Origin of the sequence: Photobacterium sp. Hal280 (assembly GCF_037162255.1) — a bacterium.
In the GTDB taxonomy this organism is placed as follows: domain Bacteria; phylum Pseudomonadota; class Gammaproteobacteria; order Enterobacterales; family Vibrionaceae; genus Photobacterium.
In genome coordinates this window covers 659,226-680,225 of sequence record NZ_JARLUO010000001.1, presented here as the reverse complement: position 1 = coordinate 680,225, position 21,000 = coordinate 659,226, and the positions used below count along the sequence as shown (strand labels likewise).

17 protein-coding genes are annotated in these 21,000 nt (G+C 48.1%); 7 read left to right on the top strand and 10 right to left on the bottom strand.

Translation table 11 applies throughout. From position 1 onward, the window contains the following. Positions 1-25: 25 nt before the first annotated feature. The 9 genes from P4S53_RS03405 to P4S53_RS03365 form a co-directional block, all read right to left on the bottom strand. Entirely contained in the window at positions 26-1,756 is a 1,731-nt protein-coding gene (locus tag P4S53_RS03405) for a non-ribosomal peptide synthetase (RefSeq protein WP_337111386.1), read from the bottom strand. A 24-nt stretch (positions 1,757-1,780) separates the two neighbouring features. After that, complete coding sequence (locus P4S53_RS03400; RefSeq protein ID WP_337111385.1) at positions 1,781-2,929, bottom strand: condensation domain-containing protein; 1,149 nt, start codon at positions 2,927-2,929, stop codon at positions 1,781-1,783. Positions 2,930-2,991: 62 nt separating this feature from the next. Then, entirely contained in the window at positions 2,992-4,224 is a 1,233-nt protein-coding gene (locus P4S53_RS03395) for an MFS transporter (RefSeq protein ID WP_337111384.1), read from the bottom strand. Positions 4,225-4,421: 197 nt separating this feature from the next. Then, entirely contained in the window at positions 4,422-5,060 is a 639-nt protein-coding gene (locus P4S53_RS03390) for a DUF6875 domain-containing protein (protein ID WP_337111383.1), read from the bottom strand. A gap of 78 nt (positions 5,061-5,138) precedes the next feature. Continuing rightward, complete coding sequence (locus P4S53_RS03385) at positions 5,139-5,855, bottom strand: cytochrome P450 (RefSeq protein ID WP_337111382.1); 717 nt, start codon at positions 5,853-5,855, stop codon at positions 5,139-5,141. Next, entirely contained in the window at positions 5,774-6,376 is a 603-nt protein-coding gene (locus P4S53_RS03380) for a hypothetical protein (RefSeq protein WP_337111381.1), read from the bottom strand. Before P4S53_RS03380 ends, P4S53_RS03385 begins: the two co-directional genes overlap by 82 nt. Positions 6,377-7,049: 673 nt before the next feature. After that, positions 7,050-8,212, bottom strand: a protein-coding gene (locus P4S53_RS03375) for an IS3 family transposase (protein ID WP_337111380.1) whose coding sequence is annotated in 2 segments (ribosomal slippage) — positions 7,050-7,957 and positions 7,957-8,212 — 1,164 coding nt in all. Because the reading frame shifts where the segments join, the coding sequence is not laid out codon by codon here. Positions 8,213-8,563: 351 nt separating this feature from the next. Next, positions 8,564-9,238, bottom strand: a complete 675-nt coding sequence (locus P4S53_RS03370) for a GIN domain-containing protein (protein WP_337111379.1) — start codon at positions 9,236-9,238, stop codon at positions 8,564-8,566. A 206-nt stretch (positions 9,239-9,444) separates the two neighbouring features. Next, positions 9,445-12,030, bottom strand: coding sequence for a hypothetical protein (locus P4S53_RS03365; protein WP_337111378.1), 2,586 nt, complete (start codon positions 12,028-12,030; stop codon positions 9,445-9,447). A gap of 249 nt (positions 12,031-12,279) precedes the next feature. Between P4S53_RS03365 and P4S53_RS03360 the strand changes: the two genes are divergently transcribed. Continuing rightward, the gene (locus P4S53_RS03360) at positions 12,280-12,663 is read left to right on the top strand and encodes an MAPEG family protein (protein WP_337111377.1); all 384 of its coding nucleotides are present in this window, start codon (positions 12,280-12,282) and stop codon (positions 12,661-12,663) included. 59 nt (positions 12,664-12,722) lie between these two features. On the opposite strand, the gene P4S53_RS03355 is transcribed toward P4S53_RS03360, so the two are convergent. Then, entirely contained in the window at positions 12,723-13,829 is a 1,107-nt protein-coding gene (locus tag P4S53_RS03355; RefSeq protein WP_337111376.1) for an anhydro-N-acetylmuramic acid kinase, read from the bottom strand. A gap of 362 nt (positions 13,830-14,191) precedes the next feature. Between P4S53_RS03355 and doeB2 the strand changes: the two genes are divergently transcribed. The 6 genes from doeB2 (at position 14,192) to P4S53_RS03325 (ending at position 20,947) form a co-directional block, all read left to right on the top strand. After that, positions 14,192-15,364, top strand: a complete 1,173-nt coding sequence (doeB2, locus tag P4S53_RS03350) for a N(2)-acetyl-L-2,4-diaminobutanoate deacetylase DoeB2 (protein ID WP_337111375.1) — start codon at positions 14,192-14,194, stop codon at positions 15,362-15,364. A 105-nt stretch (positions 15,365-15,469) separates the two neighbouring features. Continuing rightward, complete coding sequence (locus P4S53_RS03345; RefSeq protein ID WP_337111374.1) at positions 15,470-16,729, top strand: aspartate aminotransferase family protein; 1,260 nt, start codon at positions 15,470-15,472, stop codon at positions 16,727-16,729. Beyond that, entirely contained in the window at positions 16,726-17,997 is a 1,272-nt protein-coding gene (gene doeA, locus P4S53_RS03340; protein ID WP_337111373.1) for an ectoine hydrolase, read from the top strand. Before P4S53_RS03345 ends, doeA begins: the two co-directional genes overlap by 4 nt. Positions 17,998-18,014: 17 nt before the next feature. Further along, positions 18,015-19,379, top strand: a complete 1,365-nt coding sequence (locus tag P4S53_RS03335; RefSeq protein WP_337111372.1) for an NAD-dependent succinate-semialdehyde dehydrogenase — start codon at positions 18,015-18,017, stop codon at positions 19,377-19,379. A 311-nt stretch (positions 19,380-19,690) separates the two neighbouring features. Then, entirely contained in the window at positions 19,691-20,299 is a 609-nt protein-coding gene (locus tag P4S53_RS03330) for a hypothetical protein (protein ID WP_337111371.1), read from the top strand. Positions 20,300-20,338: 39 nt separating this feature from the next. After that, positions 20,339-20,947 (top strand): hypothetical protein, encoded by a 609-nt coding sequence (locus P4S53_RS03325; protein WP_337111370.1) that lies wholly within the window; start codon positions 20,339-20,341, stop codon positions 20,945-20,947. The last annotated feature ends 53 nt before the right edge of the window (positions 20,948-21,000 follow it).

Below are 21,000 nucleotides of genomic sequence, written 5' to 3'. Positions count from 1 at the left end.
TTTTCTGTTAACTGGCTAATTCGTATTAAATGATCAAAGTATTCAAGTCGAGATCCTCAACTTTTTTAGAGTCTATAAAACTGATAGCATCCCCAACATTTTGAAGTCCGAATAAATCCCTTGGTGTTAAAGCCAGGTTATATTTCCGGTTAATACGATTAAGCAGCTGTACCATTTGCAAAGAACTCATACCTAAATCGAACAGCGATTGCGTCTTCGAGGTAACTTGCTCCTTGGTAAGCTCATTGATCGTCGAAAAAATGAACTGTTCAGTTGCGCTTGTAGTCTCAAGCTGCTTCGCCGGAAGACCTGAATGCAGTTCCTCAAGAAGCTTTGTGGCATCTACTTTGTTATTTTGGTTCAACGGAAAAGAATCTTTACAAAGGAGCTTGTTCGGTTGCATATAGGTAGGAAGCTCTTTTTCAAGATACTTGGTTACATGATGTTGTGGAACAATGATATCTTCCTTCAACTGGTACCAAGCGACGAGCGTTTTTCCAGATTCATCTAGTGATACAAAGGCATTGATAATTGCCTCGTGAGAAAGAAGACAGTATTCAATTTCAGCTAGATTAACGAGACAGCCGTTGAACTTTACTTGTCTATCCATTCGGCCTTTGTAAATCAGTTGACCATGTTCGAAATATCCAAGATCACCGGTTCGATAAGAACGTTCGGATGATGCCAAGTCAAAATTACTGTTGCGGCTTTGATCGAGATAGCCAAGTCCAACTGGTTCACCTTTAATCACAATTTCACCGAGCTCTCTGCCGGTATCATCTTCAAAGACATTTTCGAGTTCCAAACGAGTATTCGGAATATTTTTACCTATAGGAATGCCTTGTTGTGATCTAATCGACTCGGCAGTAATCCAATGAAAACATACAACATCTGAACATTCTGTCGGTCCATAGGAATTCATAAAACGTATATTGGGGTTTAGTTCGTGTAGGTGTTCAATCACTGTGACTGCTATTTGTTCTCCACCCAATACAACCGTATCTAGACTGGATAAGTATTCCTTTATATTAGTGTCTGATATCAAGCTAAGCGTGGAAGGTGTACAGTTAAATTTAGTTACTCTGTGCTCTGCAATTAAATTACGTATATAGACAGGATCAAAAGGGGATAACTCCGGAAAGACCAACAAAGCTCCAGCACTTAACGCGGAGAACATATTCTTCTGCGTCAGGTCAAATCCAATTGATGAAGGGATCAAGACCACATCATCTTGTGTAATATTTAACTCCTTCGTGTACCAATCAATCAAATTATCAACACCACTTACATGAACCTGTGCACCTTTTGGTTTTCCGGTCGTACCAGAAGTAAAGATGGTGTATAGGCACTCTTGACCTTGTCTTGAACTGATAGGCCATTCCTGAGGCGTTTCAGTTTTTTCAATGTCTATACATTCAATACCTTCGGGTACTACATGGCGAAACTTAGAACTAGTAAGTACTAAACAATTTGTTTGCTCATGAATTTGCTTTAAGCGATTCGCTCCGATATTCGGATCGACTGGTATGTAACTGATCCCTGAAAAAACAGTCGCTAGTGTTCCCGCTATAAACTGGAAACTTCCTGGTAGAAAGACAGCGATGTACTTTGGTTTATGTTCTAAAGCGTGAATGAACGATGCAATATTTTTGATTCGATCATTCAGAGATTTGTAGGTGTAATGACCTTGTTCATCAATAACGGCTAACTTATTTTCGTAGCAATTAATACGAGTCAGTAATTCATTCAATATCATTGTGTGTTCCTATATATCTGCTTTCTATGATTTAATTTTATTCTTTAAGATTTCTAGAAGTTGCTCATAGATATCTCTGGCTTCTAATCCCAAGAGGTTGATATTTTTTTCGATCTTGAATAAACCTCTTTTTCCTAATAAAAAAACATCTAATGACAGGGGGTATCTTGAGATACCTTGTGTGAAGGCACATATGGACCAGGTTGAACCTTGAATATTCAATTCAGATTTTGGCCAATGGTGAAAGCCATAAAAGCAATCAAACCAGCGCTTGACACCTGAATATGCCTCTGTTTCAGCAAGTTGTTCATATGGTACTTGAGGCATCTGCTTCGCAGTTTCTAGCTGCAGTTCTAGCTGGTCAATTGAAGCGTTAGATATTACTAGGGGGTATATAGATACATAGAGATCTAACGCATACCTCTTTTGTGGAGCATTCCGATTCTCGAAAGCTGTGCCAATCGTCACAAAAGGTTGGTTTAACTGGCAAAGAAGCCATTCTGCCCATACTGAAAGCAATAGCGTAGACAGGCTTATCTTTCGCCTACGACAAAAACCTCTACTTTTTGTGAACAGTTGGTCTGGTATATCAAATATAGCGACTTCATCGTCCGTTGTTTTATAATCAGAAAGAAGGCCTTGCTCAAGATTCGCGAATTGTTCCATCCAATGTTCGAAACCATTTCTCTCTGTTGAAGAAGATTGCGTGTCAACAGGCTGGGTCTTTGCTCCTGTTAAGTAAGTCAGTTCATTTTGTGTCGTTTTCGCGAGACTATTGATAAACATTGCAGCGGCTGAGCCATCGAAAACAATATGACAGAAGACAAACATCAAATATGTCTTAGTTTTCGTCTTCACTAGAGTGACTTTAAGTGGAGGCTCTTTCCTCAGGTCAAAGTGATGTCTTGCTAGCCGAGTCAATAATGTCTCAATACATCCACTGTCATTGATAATTCTATCGATAGCAAAGGTATTGGTCAGTATCTTCTCCCATGCCAGGCGAGGGGAATCTTTTAGGATGTAGCTGGCTACATTTAAACTTACGATGGTACTCGTTAAGTTTTCTAGCCGATCAGTCGAAGGTTCCGTAGAGGACTCAAGAAGCACAGGAATATTGAATCCCGCAGCCTTCGGGTTGAGTTCATTGAGCCACCACATTCTGCGTTGTAACACTGTCAAATTCATGTTGGTAATAGTTTTTAATTAGTAAATGTTATTAAGATGAATTCTACTTTTCACTGAAATTCATTTATCTTTGAGGAGCTTACTAAATTTCTTCTCGATATCAATAAGTAAGAAAGTAAGCCTAACCCGACGATACAAGCAAGGATATAGGGAACACCAATTGCTAGTTCAGTTTCTAGAGAAACTCCAACTAAAAGATACCCAACAGGCACAAACAAAAATCTGACTGAAGAGAAAATTGTCATTACACGACTAAACATTTTTTCATCCACTCGTTTTTGGATCATCGTAACTTCTACTGGACCAGTCATGCCGACACTCATACCGATAAAGAATAGCGTTGTGAACAGAATATATTGGCTTTGTATTTGATTTAAAATAATAAAGCATACAAGAAGTAGTGTGTAACCAAATATTATTATTCGTTCACTCGAATATCTTTTTGCTATAATTCCATACCCCAACGATGCTAGGGTTGTCCCAGTACCAAACACTGTCATGGATATACCTAAGCTCAGTATCGAATCGTACGTAACTTTATTCAAATAAGGCAGATATACCAATAAAAATGGGGTGACAACCAAGTTAACAATAGCACTCAATATAAGTATTGATAGAATATCATTGTTTTTTATGATGTATTTCGCTGAGTCAAATATATATTCCTTTCCTGGAAAAGATGCTATAGTTCCTTTGTCTATACAAGAAGTGAAGTGCTTCTTCAAAATGATCAAGCCCAAGGCGACAACCAGAAAACTAATCGCATCGAAGTAAAGGGCATTTACGACACCCAAAGTAGCAATGATCAGCGATGCTATTACAGGCCCTATGAGATCGCAGACATTTTCGATTGTGCTATTAACCCCGTTGATGAGCTCGTTTTCACTTTTAGTTTGTGAGATTTCTTTTGCTAAAATTACATCCTTAGCCAAGCGACCTGGGGAATCTAGTATTGTAGAAAACAACAGGAGTAGCGCTAAGAGATAGAAATCCAGAACATCAGCTACAAAGAACACTGGTATCAATAGAACACTGACAAAATTGACCATGTCAGATATCACGGATACACGGTAGGCACTATACCTATCGACTAGTTGTGCACTAAAGAAAACTGATAACATCACAGGCAAAATTTTCGCTGACATGATTCCAGCTACTAATAATGGACTTCCTGATATTTCAAGAATAAGCCAGGGGATTGCTACTTCGGTTATTGCATTGCCAAGGATTGACAGACCATTAAATACAAATAAAAAATTTATTTGTCGTGGAATTCTTCTCACGTAACATCCTTACATTCAAGTGCTTTTTTCTTAAGTTTGACGTTTGGTTTTTGTTCAATCATGCTTCCATGAAATAGTTCATTTAACCCAGCTTAATGGTCTGTCCATTGAATGGTTGAAATCGAAATATAGCCACATTACTTCCAATCCTATTCACCAAATGGATAACTTTATTAGTTAAATGATTTATCATTGACTCAACCCAATTCTTTTATTTTTTTGTAAAAGACATCTGCCTTTTTACCAACGAAGCCATTCTTTTCAATATAAAGATTAAGCTCTTCTTTGCGCTTTTCTACAGCGTCACCATCATGATTGATAAATAAAATATCATGAGAGGTGATTTTTCTTAGTGCAAAGCAAGGTATGGGACTTATCAGTGGATGAAAGTTCTCATTTCTAGCGGAAGGTTTTCTAGAGTGAGGATGGAACTCTCCAAGCATTAGCCCCTCTTTCATAAATTCCAGTCGGCATGAATAATGTAAATCATCAATGAATTTTGAATAGTTCTCTTCGGAAAGGCCGTTAATTATAACGACAATACTAAATAATTCCTTTTTTTCACGTGGTAGCTCTAACTCTTTCTTTCTGTAAAGGTCGATTAACTTACACATTTCTGACCTATACTCTTCGAACCCTTGATTTTTTGCATCATACTGAACCAAGTATATGGAGCCAGAGTTATGTGCTTTCTTTACAAATGGGCATATTGCTCCAATACGATTTATGTGATCACTTGGTTCTCCGATATAATTAAGCATCCAATCTTTAATTAGATTATTTTTTTCGATATTGCTATCTTCTCTTGAGCAAATATATGTATCTTCTAACAGCATATCAACTATCGCCAATCCATTTATTAGAGTTGAATTAATATTTACCTACTGTTTATGCTAAGTAAATATAATAATATTTCACGCTTTTTCCACTAATCTTCCAGTTATTTTCTTTGGTGACAAAGCAAGTTTCGATGAATACCCTTTAACACATATATTACTGTTTTGTATGTCAAGTTTTGTCGTACAGTGATAAACAAATGCTTTCATTTGATTCATTGCAAGATACTCACCAAAACATTTATGCGTACCTTGAGAAAATGGGAAGTAAGCATTCTTATTATATGGGTAGTCAAATCTATCTGGCTTGAATGATTCTGGCTCCTCCCAATACCGTGGGTCAAAATGCGTAACGCACGGAGAAAGCCAAACAAATGAGTCTGCTTCAACCCCTGAAATCTGATTATCTTCGATATATCTAATCATCGCCCAGGCAGCTGGATAATGTCGCAAGACTTCCATAACGTAATTGGAAAATTTTTTGTTTGAAAGTGCTGTGCGGCAATTCAATTGTTGTTCAATTAACTCAGCTCTAAGCACTTCTGCTTGTTGTGGATAATCAAGGTAACATTTGGCAATCCAGACGAGCATTATCCCGGCTGTTTCTACGCCACTTCCTAGGAAAGAAAGAACCTCATCAATTACTTGTTGTTCATCTAATTCTTCTTCGTTGTAAAGTGATAGAAGACAACCCAATAAACTATCTTTTGATACTAGCTCAGGTTGTAAGATCTTTCTTCCCACGTATTCAGAAATATATGCTTTCGCATCATTGAATCGTTTCTTTTTCCCCATCCTATTTTTATTCTTGAAAATAATTTATATTCAATATATTCGAGGATAATTGAAATTGCATCGCATAACTCTTTCTTCTCAGTATAGTTTTCGGGGGATAATACTATATCCACATTAGTTTCAATACTTAGGTGTTGTAACCTTGTGACAATAGATTTTTCCTGCAGTCCAGTTAATTTGAAATTCTGATAGTTCTTAGCAATACAGTCGTTGACATAATTAATCGTGCCACTTTTTATCTTCTCTTGTATTTTTCGCCTTCTGCTTCTACTCTCAGAATTTGTTTCTTCAGAAAAAAGCCCGTTGCCAATAATTTTTTTTAATGGTTCTCTATGCAATCTTTTACCGACTTTAAAAGCCGACCTTATCATCTCGGCATCATGAATAAGGTAAATGCGTCGTTTTCCAAATTTAAAGTTCTGCTGTTCAACTGATTTTACTGATTGCTTTTTAAAAAAATAGTAACCTTTTTGCTGAAGCAGGGAAAATATAAAATCGTATTTGAGACTTAAGATTTTCATCTTTACCACACTCTCTTTAAAATATTATAAGATAGCTTAAAAAGCCAAGATGCTGGGGTCTCATAAAACGCAAGATTCTCTTTGACCTTATGAGCAAAGTTATTGGATGAATAGCTTTCAGCTATCTAGACTCTAGCCTGCATAAATAAGTATTCCTTATAGTGCTACATCTCAAACAGTGAGCAAAAGCAGACCCTTCGAGCCAGGGATGGCTTTATGTCTGTCTGTATTCGATATCTGCATGGTGACCCGCAATGATAAGCAACTGCTCACATAGCATCAATTTGAATATTGGCACTATAAAACAATAATTCCATATGTAAAAGAATTTATTGTAACAATTGTTACATTTGGGCGCTTGTCGTGTACAGAATGTTAACCCACTCCTAGCTTACATCAGGCATAAATGCCCTTCTTGGACGATCATGGAGCCAACATGTTGAACGAGAGATATGAATCACCCCGGTTAGTCGCAGGCTAGCTTTCTTGAGGGAATTAGCCAATGCGAAGAAGAATCTTGTAATCCCCAGAAGTCCGCAAGCGCGCGGTTGTACAGATACGAATGATTCCTACATCTGACAAAGAGCACTCATCACGGTGTGCGGCTATTCAGTCCGTGGCCAGGTAAGATAGTCTGCACCAGAACCCTGAGAGCCCCGATAAACTGTAGTGTTCAACGAATTCCGGACAGTAAATTAGGTTGATTTTCTGCCTTTGCAGGCGGAATACCATCATTGTAGCTGTGTGGCCTTTCCCTGTTGTAATAGCCCATCAGATAACGACTGATATCTTTAGTTGCGTCTGTGAACGATGGGTAGCCTGTTGCTGGTATCCACTCCGATTTCAGACTTCTAAACAACCGCTCCATCGGTGCATTATCCCAGCAATTACCACGACGACTCATGCTTTGAGTCATGCGATAACGCCATAGATGCTGGTGAAACAGACGACTGGTGTACTGACAGCCTTGATCTGAATGAAACAGTACACCTTGTGGCCAGCCTCTTTGCTCATAGGCCATGGTCAGAGCCTTTGCGGCCAATGAAGCATCTGGTTTATCTGATATCGCCCAACCGACAACACGACGACGGAACAGGTCAATCACAGCAGCCAGATAGCACCACCGATTACCAGCCCAGATGTAAGTGATATCACCACACCAAGCCTGATTAGGGCCACACACATGAAATTCTCGGTTGAGACGGTTCGGAATATCCAGCCGCTCAACGGTCGCATTCCTGTAAGCATGTGGACCTGGCTGCTTACTGATAAGCTGCGCTTCTTTCATCAGCGCTCTGACTTTGAAACGACCGATGAAATAACGGCGTTCACGCATCATCCAGGTGATTGTACGACTACCGGCAGCACCTCGGCTGAGTGTAAAGAGTCGATTGACTTTGCTACGAAGTTCCATGCGTTCAACATCAACGCGTTGTTGTCGTTGCTTGTACTCGTAATAACTGAATGAAGAAATATCGAATACTGAGCAGACCAAGTGAACCGATTCATGCTCCCTCAACTGGTATATCAGCGCGTACGTTCGAGTTCGTCCGACATTAAGAGAGCTGTGGCCTTTTTTAGAATCGCTTTTTCCCGCTCTAAGCGATTGATTCGTGCCTCAAGCTCCTGAATTTTTTGTTGTTCTGACGTGAGTGCTTTCGATGTTGGTGTTTGGCCTCCGCGCTCAGCTCTGAGTTGCTCAACCCAACGTCTAAGTGCCGTCTCTCCGACGCCAACGGAGCGGCATGCTTCAGGTATTGAATAATTCTGGTCGAGTACCAAACTTGCAGTTTCACGCTTGAACTCAGGACTAAATGAGCGTCGTTTTTTGGTCATTGAACCCCTCTTTCTTTGGTGGCTACTTTACCACCTTAAATGGTGTCCGGGTTTATTAAACCACTACACAATGAATACTTGCCTCAAAGATAACTGTCTGGCAACGAGTTAGTAATCCCAAAAAAATCCACTCTTTCAGGGGAAAATTCAGGACGAATTTTCAGGTTGTCGGCGCCGGGAGCGCCTACAACCGTCCCGGGCCACACCAACGAACCCAAAGGCATTTCTGGTGACTCTTTGGGCCAGCAAAGAGTCACTGGCGCGCATATAAAGATGCTGAGATAAGCCCCGAACTCAAGCGCGACATACCTTCGAACTCCAAATGTGTTCAACATGATTGATGACCATCCCTCAACACTCATCAACCACCAAGGCCGTCCCATAACTGCTGTTGATCCGGGTCTGAGTGTCGGGTGAAACAGACAACTTCGTGCCGGCAGACTGACGGCCCGAGACCGACTTGGCATGGCACAGGCTGGCGCTGGCACCCATACCGAGTTCAACGGTCGCCTGGTTAACATACAGAGGCTGAGCGGCGTGATCGAGTGTGGCCCCCATGGCAAGATCCAGCAGCAGGGTGTCTGTGCTGCCACTCAGCACCAGTTTGCTGCCCATTTTGCCTGTGACGGCGAAACTGTCGCTGGCCACAGCGCAGCCGTCCACGGTCGCATCAATGCCATATCTGGCGTCGAGGCGCTGGAGGGGCTGGGATGTGTAAATATGGACACTCAGTGGTTCAGTGCTTTCCCAATCGTCACCCGAGCGATTGCTGATCAGCAAGGTGCCCTGCTGTTCAGAGACTGTCATTTTCTCCAGAGCGGCAGCCGGACCTGTGGCTTCAAGATAATTGCTGTCGCTGCAATGCACATAGATCTCAAGGCCTTTTTCGACGGACAGCTGATTGAATGCACGGACAGATTCAGTGCGAGTCTGCTCGTCGGCAAAGCTGAAATTGATGATGCCGGTATACAGCGCAATACCAGCCAGAGAAGCAGGAAGAATCACTTTTTTCAGGGTCGGTTTCATTGAATCATCACATCCGGTTTGTGGAAAGTGACATGAACTAATCAATAGTCGTGCCAATATGCATGAAAGTGTACAGGGCAGGCTGCATGCGGGTTGGCGGTGATTTGACTCTGAGCACTGTCTCTTATTGATATCAGAGTTAGCTGAAAAAACTAACAGGTGGCAAATTTCGCCACCTGTTTTTTCGTATCGCCAGCAATATTCGCCTACAACATCCGGGATACTGTGAAGCGAACTTGCTGAATGACACCATGATCCGGGTTCAGCTGCCAGTCCGGGTTTTCCATAAAGCCCAGCGCAGAGAAGCTCAGGCCATCGCCATCCTGCAGCTGCCAGGTCATGACTTTATCGCTGTCGGTAAAGGTGATCACCAGTTGTCCTTTGGCATTCACCACCCAGCTGAACGCTTCTGTAACTGGCTGATCGGGCTGATCAGGGTTTGGTACATTGTAGCTGCCGCTCCCCGAGAGCAGACCGTCCGCATTGTGAACCGGTACACCGTTGAATGCCAGGCTGTGGCCGTTCTCCAGCGTCAGCAGGGCCGTGCTCAGCAGGTTGCCGGTAAAGGCCAGCGGTGGCGCCGTCCAGGGTGTGCCGCAATCCGTCAGCGCTTGATCGTATTCCGCCTGAGTCGCGCCGCTGTCGGTCGGGCTTTGCGTGCTGTCATTCCAGCCGGTGTCGAAGTCATCACACTGGGTCAGTAAACGGCCGGGCAGGGCACTTTGTACCAGCGAACCGGAGCCGATCGCTCCCTGTTCCCCGGTGATTCCGTCAGGCGTATTGTCCTTGACCCATTGCTCATCCAGCGTAAAGGTTTTCCAGCTGGTTTCACCGTCGGCTTCAGCTTCCGCCAGCAGAGAGAAAGTCTGCGTCCAGCTGGTGGCATTCGGGATATCGCGGCCCTGAATGACCAGCAGGTTGTTATCGATCTCCCATTGATAGCTCTCGGCTTTTTCGCCGGTCAGGCGATAGCCGAAGCCCTGGTTGTCGCCACTGTTGGTCAGGAAGGTGTAGCGGCTGCTCAGATCCTCGCCCGGTTTGCCCCACAGGAAGGACTGGCTGGCCAGGCTGCTGGGCGCCACAGTCAGATCACCCCCGGTAGTGCCTTGTTTGCAGGTCTCAACGGCCGTATCAAACTGGGCCCGGGTGGCTGCCACAGCAGGGGCGCCATCACTCATCACCGAATCATCTGTCGTGCAGGGGGACAGAGTTGCACTGGTCACAGGGACGGGATCGCCGGACTGCCGGTAATCCAGGCTGCGCATCTGCCACAGGGCTTGGGTATCAATGATGTTGTCGCCGTTGCTGGCGTATTGCGAGAAGACGATAAACAGGTTTTGCTCGCCGGTCTTGTTGAGCATCGCCCAGACTTCGGCGTCACCATTGCTGTTGAACAGTTTGATCATGCCGGAAGCGAACCCGTCTTTTTCGTTGCTGCCGGTAATGTTCCAGGTGTAGTTCCCGGCCGCGACGCCGTTGAGATAACGCACGGCTGTGCCATTGTCTTCAAACTCATAGGCTTCTGTTGAACCAGACTCTGACTGGCTGCCATAACTGGTGCCGGTTTCCATCACACGGTTGTGGCGCAGCGCAGTCAGTGCCTTGACATCATTACTGCCCAGCGGCAGGTAGCCGCCACATTGCAGAATGATGTTGTGCATTGTGCTGGCATCCAGCTCGAACGAGTTGGAAATTATGGCATCGAACCGGCAACTGAGCTTGGTGGGATCTTGCGGATCTTCATCGTACTCATCGCTGACGCCATCGTTGTCATTGTCTGGATCGGCATTGTCACCGATGCCGTCTCCATCGGTATCGACGGTTTCGTTTTTATCTGTCGGGAAAGCATCTTCGCTGTCTTTCACTCCGTCCCCATCGGTATCGGGATTGAACGGGTCGGTTTTCAGCATCTCTTCCTGCACATCGGTCAGGCCGTCATTATCGTCATCCGGATCAAGGTTATCGCCAAGACCGTCGTAATCGAAATCGGCGTTTTCATTGGGATCATTCGGGAAGGGATCGGCTGCATCAATGACGCCGTCACCGTCACTGTCGGTTTTCAGCGCCGCATCGTCCACCACAATGGGCAGGTTATTGCCGTCGAGCACGACGCGGTTATGGGCATCAAACACTAAGTGATGACGGGTATCCAGCTGCTTCAAGACATCACGCAAGCGGCGGAACTCCGCCATGGGGACGGCGAGCTCTTCTTCACGGCTCACTTCCTGTTTGAGCAATATGCCCAGCTGGACAATGGCCCGTGCTTTAACCGCAATATCGTCCAGGCCATTGGCGATGTAGTCGCCCATCACCTGACTGGCACCGATACCCAGCGACTGCGCGGTGGCAGAAATCGCCGTCGACTCGCCCAGCCCTTCATACATGTACAGGTGCACAATACTGGTGAGCGGGGTGACCGTGGTATAGCCGATAGGTGCAGACATTAAAAACCCTTTGCTGACCGGCGTGCCTGGGTTGTCGAGATCCACGGTTTGTCCGGCAATCGCCAGGACGAAAGCAGCGTACTGCGCCGGGTTTTCCAGCCCGTTCAGGGCGATGGATGCCTGGCCCGATGCGTTGGTTGTGCCCTGGCGGTCGCCGGATTCAAAGCGGAAGTTCTGACCCACATCCACCCAGGCCCGTGCACTTTGCAGATACCCGTCAATGGCGGTGATCGTGTAGGAAGGTATGGTTTTTACCGGCGCGACAGGCTGTTTGGCATCACCGCCACAGCCAGCCAGCAGGCTGATACCAATCAGCCCACACGCGCACTCCCATGATTTGTTCATCATGTGCAGCCCCCAAGTCAATCGCACCGCACTCCGCGGTCAAAAATAAGGTGTCGCGACTCTGTATCAGCACAGAATCACTTTTTATTGCTTTCTGACTGTTAGCTTAGTGTTGTCCAGCTTGACCTTCATTAGCGCCTGAGAAAATGGGTGTCGCGAGAATAAGAATGTGCAGGTTTAGCGGGGATGCAAAACGACATTCATAGTGTAAGATGATGAAAATTTAAGTAATTAACCGGGAGCATTCAGGGTATGACAACAAGTTTTTTTGCAGCTGTGCTGGCATTGTGGCTGTGCTGGTTATCCATGCAGGTGATTAAGGCCCGCCGGCGCCATCAGATTGGTTACGGCGATGGGGGAGCCGAAGCAAAAGATCTGCAACTGGCCTGTTCTGCGCAGTCAAATGCGGTGAACTATATCCCTATTACCCTGATCTTGCTTTTTTTGCTGGAAGATAACGGCGGAGCAGGCTGGCTGATTGTGGTGATTGGGCTGTTTTTCACGGCCGGCCGGGTGATTCATGGCCGGGGCATTTTGGCGGACAGCCTCAAGGGGCGGATATTGGGGATGCAGTTGACGTTTTGGCCGATTATCGCGCTGGCGGTTCTGAATCTGCTGTATTTTCTTTTCGGCTGAATCAAAGGGGGCAGCCAACGTGTGCTGCCCCTTTTTGAAAAATAACCCTCAACAACAGATTAAGCGAAATAAAGCACGCCCAGTGATGCGGGTCGGCTGGCGCCTGTCACTTCAGGTAAATTGCTCGGCAGGCCATGAATGCGGCGCTGCGCCAGCCAGGCAAAGGCCATGGCTTCCATGTAATCGCTGTCGACGCCATAGTCGCTGGTGGGTGCGACCTGCCAGTCGCCCAGCAGGGCCGACAGGCGCGCCATCAGCACAGGGTTTCGTGTACCGCCACCGCACACCAGCAACTGGGGAGCCGGACCGGTTTTAAAGCGTCTGACCTCGTTGGCAATGGTCACTGCAGTGAATTCACACAGGGTACGCTGCACATCTGGCGCACTGAGAGTGTGATGGTTCAGTTTGGCATCCAGCCAGGGCAGATTGAACAGCTCCCGGCCGGTACTTTTGGGGGCAGGCTGCGCGAAATACGGCTCGCTGAGCAAGTCATTCAACAATGGGTCATCCACCTTGCCCTGTCCGGCCAGGTCGCCGTTGCGGTCAAATTTCTGACCGGTGTGCCGTTGGCACCAGGCATCCATCAGCATATTGCCCGGGCCGGTATCGAAACCAAGGACGTTTTCGTTGGGGCGCATCACAGAAATATTGGCAATTCCGCCGATATTCAGCACGATCACGCTGGAATCGATCGACTGGAAAATCGTCCTGTGGAAAGCCGGAACCAGCGGCGCACCCTGTCCACCCAATGCCATGTCTTTGCGGCGGAAATCCGCCACGGTATCAATCCCGGTTTTCGCGGCGACAATATTGGCATCGCCGATTTGCAGCGTGAACGGCGCATCGCCGACCGGCTGGTGGTACACAGTCTGACCATGATTGCCGATCGCGCGGATCTGATCGGCCCGGTAACCGGATTTGTCCAGCAGGGCATTCACGGCATCGGCAAACAAGTGACCCAGCCAATGATCCAGTTCACCGATTTCAACCAGCGTCGTTTGCTGTCCGATGCAGACATTCAGCAGCCGCTGTTTGAGCGAGTCTGGCATGGGATAGTCATCATGGGCCAGCAATTGAATCTGGTCACCGTCAACAGACACTAACGCCGTGTCTACGCCGTCCATGCTGGTGCCTGACATGACACCGATATAGAGCTCCTGAGTCATTCCTGTTCTCCCGATCTGTTGTCGATCGCTGTTCAGTGAAACCTTGCTATAGCGCATAGTGTCCCAGACTGCAGTCGAACACCCAATCAAAATCGTCCGCTGAACAGCATGAAATGGTCAGACTGTGAATCGGTTTACATCTCTGTGTCCTGTGGGGAGACCGGGAAGACAGGCGTGGCTGAGTGACCCTGTGAGGACAGCACGCAGTTCAGGCTCATCAACAGAGGGTCATTAACAGAGAGTCATCAACAGAGAGTCATCAACATTGAGAATCCGGCTCTTCCTGACTAGGCTTGCTGGTAAGTGCCGAAATAATAAATAAAATTTGTTTTGGTCTTTTCAGTATTCACACAGGAACCCCTATGTCCGACTTCTGGCAAAAAAATCTGTCGACTGCAAAAATTTTCCGGCAGGATTTACACCGTCATCCTGAGCTGGGATGGCAGGAGCACAATACCGCCGCCGCCATTCGTGATCGACTGACCGCGATGGGGATCGACTGGCGACCCTGTGCACAAACCGGCACGCTGGCGCATATTGCGTCCGGCAATCCGAACGGTCACCACATTGCTCTGCGGGGCGATATCGATGCTTTACCGATTCATGAAGACAGCGGCCGTACCTGGTCATCACAGCAGCAGGGCTGTATGCATGCCTGCGGTCATGACGGCCATACGGCGGCGCTGATGGCCACCGTCGCCTGGCTGAAACAACATGAAGAGACTTTGTCCGGCCCGGTTACTTTTTTGTTTCAGCCTGCGGAAGAGGGCGGCCACGGTGCACGCGAAATGATTGCTGACGGGGCACTGGAAGGGGTCGATGAAATTTACGGCTGGCACAACTGGCCGGCGATCCCGTTTGGCAAGATGATCTGTCCGGACCAACTGGTGATGTGCGGCAACGCCACGTTTTCCATCACAGTCAAAGGGCGCGGCGGCCATGCCAGTCAGCCGGAACTCTGCGCCGATCCTGTGCTGGCGGCATCGGCGATTACCCTCAATTTGCAGCAGATCATCAGCCGTCGCTTACCGCCCCAGCATGCTGCCGTGGTGAGTGTAACCTCAATTGAAGCCGCCAGCGGCCTGACGGTGATCCCCCAACAAGCGGTGCTGAGCGGCAGTATCCGGGTGCCTGATGATCAAACCAAAACCCGGATCAACCAGTTGATTGAAGAGATCAGCCATCATACTGCCATGAGTTATGGCGTCGACTGCGAGGTGGCGATCCAGCCACGTTACAGTGCCACGATCAATCATGCCAAACCTGCTGCCAAGGCCCGTGATGCCTGGCTGGCCGATCAGGGTCAGCAGCTGGATCATGCCATTTCTTTGCCTGTGATGGCCTCGGAAGATTTCAGCTATTACCTGCAACAGGTGCCCGGTGCCTTTGCCCTGATCGGGGCCGATGATGGCGAGCCGACCCATCAGTATCCCTGCCACAGTCCCCACTACGATTTTAATGATCGACTGCTCGAAAAAGTGGTTCGCTGGTATGCCCGGCTTGCGGGGGCGCCATTACCGAACTACACAGGGTAGAGAGGGTTAAAAAAATCAAAGGGCTGTTGAGGGCTGGCTGAGTGAATCAGCACAGTGCAACAGCCCTGTTCACACCAGAGATTTTAAAGCACAAGGAGATGTACGATGAGCATTTTTGAACAGCGCGAATCCGAAATCCGGGCTTACTGCCGGGTCTATCCAGTCGTTTTTGATACGGCTTTCAATGCCAGGCAGACCGATGAGCAGGGTAAAGAGTACATCGACTTCTTCGCCGGTGCCGGGGTGCTGAACTTTGGTCATAACAACGAACGCATGAAGCAGGCGGTGATCGACTATCTCCAGCGCAATGGGGTGACACACAGCCTGGACATGCACACCAGCGCGAAACGCCGCTTCATGGAGCGGTTTCACCACGTGATTCTTGAGCCGCGAAATATGCCCCACAAGATGCAGTTTATGGGCCCGACCGGCACCAATGCCGTCGAGGCAGCGCTGAAACTGGCGCGGCGGGTCACCGGACGCCATGAGGTTGTCGCCTTTCAGCATGGTTTTCACGGGATGACCTTAGGCGCGCTGGCCTGTACCGCGAATCAGTACTTCCGCGGTGCGGCGGGTGTGCCGCTGACCCACGTATCACATACCGCTTTCGGCGCACAAGGCAAAACGGCAGAGCAAGCCTTGCAGGCGCTGGAAATGCTGGAAGACAGTTATCAGGACGGCTCAAGCGGCGTCACCCCACCGGCCGCGTTTATGGTCGAAGTGGTGCAGGCCGAAGGGGGCGTCAACATTGCCGATAAAGCCTGGCTGCAGCGGCTGGCATCGCTGGCGAAATCGGTCGGTGCGTTATTAATTGTGGATGATATTCAGGCCGGGATGGGGCGAACTGGTTCGTTTTTCAGTTTCGATGATTACGGCATCGATCCGGATATCGTTTGTCTGGCCAAAGGGCTGGGCGGCATGGGCACCCCGATTGCCATGAATCTGGTGAAACCGGAGCTGGATAAGCACTGGTCACCGGGTGAGCATACGGGCACCTTTCGCGGGCAGTGCCTGTCCTTTGTAGCGGGCTGCGAAGCGCTGAGTTATTTCGAAGACAGCCACCTGATGGAAGAGGTGCAGCAAAAAGGCGCGATGATGTCTGCGGCGCTGGCGCCGCTGGCGGATCTGGCCGGAGTGGAAGTACGCGGCAAAGGCATGCTGTACGGCGTCGATGTGGGCCTCGGGGAGCTGGCGAAAACCATAGTCGGACGCTGTTTCGAGGCTGGATTGCTGGTCTCGGCCTGCGGCAGCGGCGGCCGGGTGATCAAACTGATCCCGCCACTGACAACGCCGGAGGCGGACTTGCAGTCAGGGCTGGCTATTTTGGTGGAAGTGACGCAAAACGTGCTCCGGGAGGCGATATGAAAAAACGCGACGATATGACGTTTCCTTTTGAGGAATATGAGCGACGTCTGGGTGAGTTGCGCCAGCGTATTGCCCAGCGCCATCTGGATGCGGTGGTGATCACGGATCCGGAAAATATCATGTACCTGACCGATTACCAGACCACCGGCTATTCCTTCTTTCAGGCGCTGGTTGTACCGCTGGAAGATGAGCCCTTCATGATTACCCGGGCGATGGAAGAGTCGAACATTTTTGCCCGGACCTGGATTGAACGGACCCGGCCTTATCCCGATACCGGTGATGCGATTCAGATGCTGGTGGATGCGTTGCGGGAATTCGGACTGTCAAGAAAGCGCATCGGCTACGAAAGAAACAGCTACTTCTTTCCGGCCTATCAGCAGGACACCATACACACCACGCTGACGGAAGCGAAACTGCTCGACTGCTTCGGCATTGTCGAACAGGGACGTATCTGTAAATCGCCGGTCGAAATCGAGCTGATGCGCAGGGCAGCAGTTGCCACCGAAGCTGGTATGAAAGCCGGCATTGCGGCCTGTCAGGCTGGGGTAACCGAAAATGAAATCGGTGCGGCCATCAGCGCGGCGATGTTCAAAGCAGGCGGGGAACCTCCGGCTGTGATGCCGTATGTGACCTCCGGACCCAGAACTATGATAGGGCATGCAACCTGGGAAGGGCGGGTGGTGCAACCGGGCGAGCATGTGTTTCTCGAAGTGGCCGGTTGTTATCGTCGCTATCACACCGCCATGATGCGCACTGTGATTTTGGGAGAGCTGACCGATTCCATGCACAAAGCGCAGGAAACCATGAAGCTGGCGCTGCAATCACTGCATGCCTATATTCAGCCCGGGATGACAGTGTCGGATGCCGATAACCTGATCCGCAATATCATTTCTCACAATGACGTGGGGGCCAGGTTGATCACTCGATCCGGCTATTCGATTGGGATCGCGTTTCCGCCCAGCTGGGACGAAGGCTATATTGTCAGCCTGAAACAAGGCGAGTCGACCGTACTGCAAGAGGGCATGACGTTCCACATCATTCCCTGGATGTGGGGGGTAGATGGCGACAAGACCTGTGGGATTTCCGATACCATTGTAATCACAGCAGATGGTTGCGAATCTTTTTTTACCCTGCCAAAAGACTTCACTGTGTTGCCCGAACAGGGCAAACCGGCCAAACCTGAAGCCGCCACATCCGGCGTGTCGTCTGACAAAGCGACATCGATTGACAAAGCCCGCAAAGGCAAACAGCAACAGGCTAACGGATAGCCAATCAAGGGGGAAATATGTCTTTAAAAGCGATCAATCCGGCCAATGGCACCCTGATTGAGGAGTACCCGACGCTGAACGCGGATGCACTGAACAGCCAGATTCAAGCGGCGAGGGCCGCGCAGCCCGACTGGCAGCGCTTAACCTTTGCCGCGCGCGCTGAGGTATTGCGTCGCGTTGCAGAACAGTTGCGGGAACATAAAACCCGTTTGGGCGAACTGATGACACTGGAAATGGGGAAGCCGGTGAAGGAAGCCGGTCCCGAAGTGGCAAAAGCGGCCTGGTGTGCCGAGCATTATGCCCAGCATGCAGAAGCTTATCTGGCGGACCAAAGTCTGCCGTCTGATGCCAGCCACAGTTATGTCTGTTACCAGCCTTTAGGCACAGTGCTGGGCATTTTGCCCTGGAATGCACCGCTGTGGCTGGCCTTTCGTTTTCTGGCACCGGCGCTGATGGCCGGCAACACCTGTGTGATGAAGCACGACCCGCATGTACCAGGCTGCGCCCGCGCGATCGCAGAGATGTTTTCACTGGCGGGCGCACCCGCCAATATTATGGTCAACCTGCCCATCGACAATGAACTTGCCGAGCAGGCGATCCGCCATCCGGACATCGCGGCGGTATCGTTTACCGGCTCGGACCGCGCGGGTGCAAAAGTAGCCGCGACCGCCGCCAGTGAGATCAAACCGGCCGTGCTGGAGCTGGGAGGATCGGATCCTTTTGTGGTGCTGGCCGATGCTGATCTGGAAACCGCCGCGGATGTGGCGACACTGTCACGTACGATTAACGCCGGTCAGTCCTGCATTGCGGCCAAACGGATCATTGTGGAAGCGCCTGTGTATGACATTTTCATCCAACTGGTGGAAAGACGGCTGACGCTGCTGAAAGTCGGCGATCCCGCTTCGCCAGACACAGATGTCGGGCCGCTGGCCCGGGATGATTTACGTCAGAACCTGCACCGTCAGGTGCAGGCAACAATAGATGCAGGCGCACGGTGCCTGATGGGCGGGCAACCTGCCGCTGGGCTGGGGTATTTTTATCCGGTGACTCTGCTGGCGGACGTGACGCCAGAGATGTGTGCGTTTCGTGAAGAAACGTTTGGCCCTGTGATGGTGCTGGTCAAAGCGGACGATGCAGAACATGCGCTGCGGCTGGCAAACGACACGGCCTACGGGCTGGGGGCCGGGGTCTGGACGGGCAATCCGGTACACGCACAGCGTTTTATCCGCGAATTGCAGGCGGGCCAGATTGCCGTGAACGGTATTGTGAAAACAGATCCCCGCCTGCCGAGCGGCGGCATTAAACGCTCGGGTTACGGGCGGGAACTGGGGCCGCAAGGCATTCACGAGTTCGTGAATGCCAAGCAGGTTTGGGTGAAATAGTTTTATTAGACAATTACTTCCATATTTTTATATGCAGTTTAATCGTTGAAAAAGAAATCGCTTAATATTTCGAAGGGATGTCGTCTGTTTTTAGAAATGAAACAGATTACATCCACTTTGAGATCCATCCTTCATATATTCCATTAATGTATTTTAAATCCCACGCACGGATGTTTATAAGCTATTTTTATTTTAAGCCTGATTGTTGGTGTTTAATAATTTAATTTTATTAAATGATTGGGTTTAATTAAATATCGTGAATTTTTATATTTAAAACAATATCAACTGGTTAGGTTTAAAAGGAAGATTCCATGTCTAGTTATAACCTTAATATCAATATTGACAGTAACGATGTCAGAACCATTAATCAATCGCAACAGAAAGTTGTGTTAGTGAAAACTGTTGGCGGTTCATCAGGTTCAAAAGTTGCGTGGGTAACATTTTCACCTTTTGAGCACAATGAAGTCTCGTGGACTGAAAAATATGGGGTATATGCGTCAAGTACTCAGGTTCAGAGTGGGGCGCAAATTTATAAAACATCGGCGGTTAACCCTGCGACCACTGAAGTCATGTATCCGTTTGAAGATGGCACCTTTGGCAGTCCTGAAAACGGTGGGCAAAGTAATTCCTATGGAATATCAAACCGATACTCTCAGGGGTTCACTTTCGGTCTGGCACAGTCTGTCGTTGCAAACGGTAATGTGTTTGAAGCCAGTCCGCTCAATGCAGTGTCTGTGCTTTCCAGGCAGAATGCGATCTTTACACCTGTAGAGAGACTGGAAGTATTTTTGCAAGGCAACTTTAACAACGGTGTGGTGATCAGCCAGGTGTCGAGCACAGCATTACCACTTGATTTCACGAATAACAGTGATATCACTATCCGCTACGACTCGTCATTAGGAAGGTTTGTAATAGCTTAATATGGGGAAGGCAAGGTTATTCAACCTTGCCTTATATCAATGAATAATAAAACATTGTCAGTCAGTATACCCAAAGAATGTCTTTCTGATTTTATTCGTTACCAATTAAATATCCTCTTGGTACAAGTGATTCCAACAAGCGAAATCAATACTCAAGTAAATGTCGCTTGGCATGTGAGCTTACCTGCCGAAAATAAATCGTATTTCTGGAATGATGATTCTGAATTATATGTATCTCCTGTCCCGAATATCAACGGAGGTGTGATCAATAGTTATAGTAAGAGACAATGTGTTCGTGGACAGATGCTTATATCAGAATTTAACACTTTCTCACCCGATGCGAATCCTGTCTCTCATGCTGATTATGGGGTGATAAATAAAAATGTTCAGGGTCAATTAACCTTTGGCATGTTTAAAGCCATCTCGGTCGATGGGCAAAATGCATTGGCGCTTCCTGTCAATGCTGTCACAGTACCGAGAACCTATACTGCTCTTTTACTGAACCAGATAGTGTGTATATACTGCTTGCATCAAACATTGTCAGCAGTGAAATTTTTTACTTACCGCCATCGACTGAAAACATTATGTCAATGCTATCAGTGGAATATGGACAGTGTCTGGCACGTTGTTCCCAAAGCAGCATGTTAACGCCTCTTGATACAACGCTTTACTTTACTGATCAGGGTACAAACCGGGTTTAC